General features: G+C 73.1%; 3 protein-coding genes and 1 pseudogene. 3 read left to right on the top strand and 1 reads right to left on the bottom strand.

Translation table 11 applies throughout. From position 1 onward, the window contains the following. Positions 1-348: 348 nt before the first annotated feature. Positions 349-678: pseudogene (locus GT030_RS36485) on the bottom strand (CU044_2847 family protein); the annotation flags it as partial. A 226-nt stretch (positions 679-904) separates the two neighbouring features. Between GT030_RS36485 and GT030_RS15725 the strand changes: the two are divergent. From GT030_RS15725 to GT030_RS15735, 3 genes are all read left to right on the top strand, one after another. Beyond that, a complete protein-coding gene (locus GT030_RS15725) occupies positions 905-1,084 on the top strand; it encodes a DUF6104 family protein (protein WP_003992906.1) in 180 nt (59 codons plus the stop codon). Positions 1,085-1,352: 268 nt separating this feature from the next. Further along, positions 1,353-2,243: a DUF4097 family beta strand repeat-containing protein gene (locus GT030_RS15730; RefSeq protein ID WP_161201649.1), complete on the top strand. Its 891-nt coding sequence runs from the start codon at positions 1,353-1,355 to the stop codon at positions 2,241-2,243. Between the two features lies 1 nt (position 2,244). Next, positions 2,245-2,644, top strand: a 400-nt coding sequence (locus tag GT030_RS15735) for a PadR family transcriptional regulator (protein ID WP_161201650.1), incomplete at its 3' end; no start/stop codon positions are given.

Consider the following 2,644-nt stretch of genomic DNA (forward strand, 5'->3'; position numbering starts at 1 on the left):
TGCGGGCGCGGCGGCCGGTGCGTGGCCGAGCCCAGGGTGGGGGCCGGGCACTGGTGCTCCTGACGCGGGTGCGGGAGTGGGAGTGGGAGTGGGGCCGGCGGCTTGTGCTTCCGTCACGGGGCCGCCCCGGACGGACTCCGCATCCGGCGCCCAGGCAAGCCGAGGACCGGGGAGCGGCACCTGTGCGGCAGGGCCGGACCCCGCTCTCGGCGCTGTGGGCGCCGATCCGGAGCCTGGCGCCGGTCCGCTCGGCCCGGTTCCGGCACCCGGACCGGTCCCACCCCCCATGGGCCCGGCCTCCGGACCGCCTCCAACCAGCGCGCCCCCCGGCACGGGACCCGCACCCGGCTCAGGCGGCCCCCCGTTCCACGTGAGGGTGACCGTCAGCGCCGCCTTCGCCTCCCCGTCCGCGAGGAGGCCGACCACCTTGCCGGCCTTCGCGGTCAGCTCGATGCCGAACTCCACGCTGACCTCGTCGGGCCGTACCGCGCTCAGCGGGCCGGAGAGCGAGCGCGCGACCCCGGTGATCAGCGAGTGCAGGCTCTCCACGCTGGCCTCCACCCGCTCGTGGAAGCCGGTGTCGGTGTACGACAACTCCTCCGCGCCCGAGATCCGTGCCCACACCGGCGTACCGTCCGGCAGCTCGATCCGCGCCACCCGCGTCGAGTCCCCGTTCATCGGACCCCCGTCCTCTCCCCGCTCGTCCCCCGTCACCGGCCGTGACCGGCGCCCCTCGGCACCGGCTGCCCACCTCGCCCGGCGGCTGCCTATGCTTTTCCTGTCCTCTCCCGGCTCCCCAGCCGGAACAGGCGGCGCCCTCTCCCCTCGCGGTCACGTCCGCGAATGAGGGTTCTTCCCGCCCGGGACCGGCCCTACCCCTGCACAGACCGACGGAGCGTCATCCATGTACTTCACCGACCGAGGCATCGAAGAACTGGAGAAGCGGCGCGGCGAGGAAGAGGTCACCTTCGAGTGGCTCGCCGAGCAACTGCGTACGTTCGTCGACCTGAACCCCGATTTCGAGGTCCCGGTGGAACGCCTGGCCACGTGGCTGGCGCGGCTGGACGACGAGGACGACGAGTAGCCGCTCGGGGCAACTCACCGGGGGCACCGGCCGCCCTCGCCCACTTCGCCTGCCGGCCCGCCCCAAGGGGCAGGGTCCGCACAGCCATGCCCGGATACCGCTGGGCCCTGGTCCCCCGAAAGGGTGTCTTGACTTCCGACGGCCACGATATATCGTGAATAACAGGAGACGCGATATGGCGTGACGGGTGGGCATGTTCACCCACCGCGCAGCGCCCCGCTCCGCCTGCTTGTCGCCCACCTGTCCGCGTCACGCCCGAGGAGGACCCGTGTCCGAGTGGACCGTCGCCGAACCCCAGAAGCTGAGCTTCGACGCCCCCGTGACCGAGCTGAACGTCCGCGTGGTCAACGGCACGGTGAACGTCGTGGGCACCGAGGAGAGTTCCGCCCGCCTGGAGATCTCGGACATCGACGGCCCACCCCTGATCGTCACGCACCGGCACGGCACCCTGACGGTGGCGTACGAGGACCTGCCCTGGAAGGGCTTGCTGAAGTGGCTGGACCGCGACGGCTGGCGCCGCAGCGCGGTGGTCACCCTGGCCGTCCCCGCGAACACCCGCGTCGAGGTGGGCGTGGTGGGCGCCGCCGCGGTCGTCTCCGGAGTGCGGGGGCCGTCCGTGATCAAGGGCGTCACCGGCGACACCACTCTGGTCGGCGTCTCCGGCCCGGTCCGCGCGGACACCGTCTCGGGCAGCGTGGAGGCCCAGGCCGTCAGCGGCGACCTGCGGTTCAAGTCGGTCTCCGGCGACCTGACGGTGGTCGAGGGGGCGGGCCCCTCCGTCCGCGCCGACTCGGTCAGCGGCTCCATGATCATCGACCTGGACCCGGAGGGCCCCACCGACGTGCGGCTGACCAGCGTCTCCGGCGAGATCGCCATACGGCTCCCACACCCCGGCGACACCGACGTGGAGGCGAACACCGCGAGCGGCTCGATCTCCAACGCCTTCGACGGCCTGTGCGTCCAGGGCCAGTGGGGCGCTCACAAGATCACCGGCCGCCTCGGCTCGGGCAGCGGCAAGCTCCGGGCCACCACCGTCTCCGGCTCGATCGCCCTGCTGCGCCGCCCGGCCGAGGAGGACGACGACACCGCCTGGGGGTCCGGCCCCGGCCCCGCCTCCGCCTCCCCCGCGGACGGCACGACCGACAAGAAGGTGCTCTGACATGCCCCCCGTCTTCGCCCACGGCCGCCTCCGCCTGTACCTCCTCAAGCTGCTCGACGAGGCCCCGCGCCACGGCTACGAGGTGATCCGGCTCCTCGAAGAGCGCTTCCAGGGTCTGTACGCCCCCTCGGCCGGCACGGTCTACCCGCGCCTGGCCAAGCTGGAGGCCGAAGGCCTGGTCACCCACACCACCGAGGGCGGTCGCAAGGTCTACTCGATCACCGACGCGGGCCGCGCCGAACTGGCCGAGCGCAGCGGCGAACTGGCCGACCTGGAAATGGAGATCGGCGAGTCCGTCGCGGAACTCGCCGCCGAGATCAAGGCCGACGTCCGGGGCGCCGCGGGCGACCTGCGGCGCGAGATGCGCGCGGCCGCCTCCCGGACCCGCGCAGGCAAGGCGG

The organism is Streptomyces sp. SID1328 (genome assembly GCF_009865595.1).
GTDB lineage: Bacteria > Actinomycetota > Actinomycetes > Streptomycetales > Streptomycetaceae > Streptomyces > Streptomyces griseoluteus.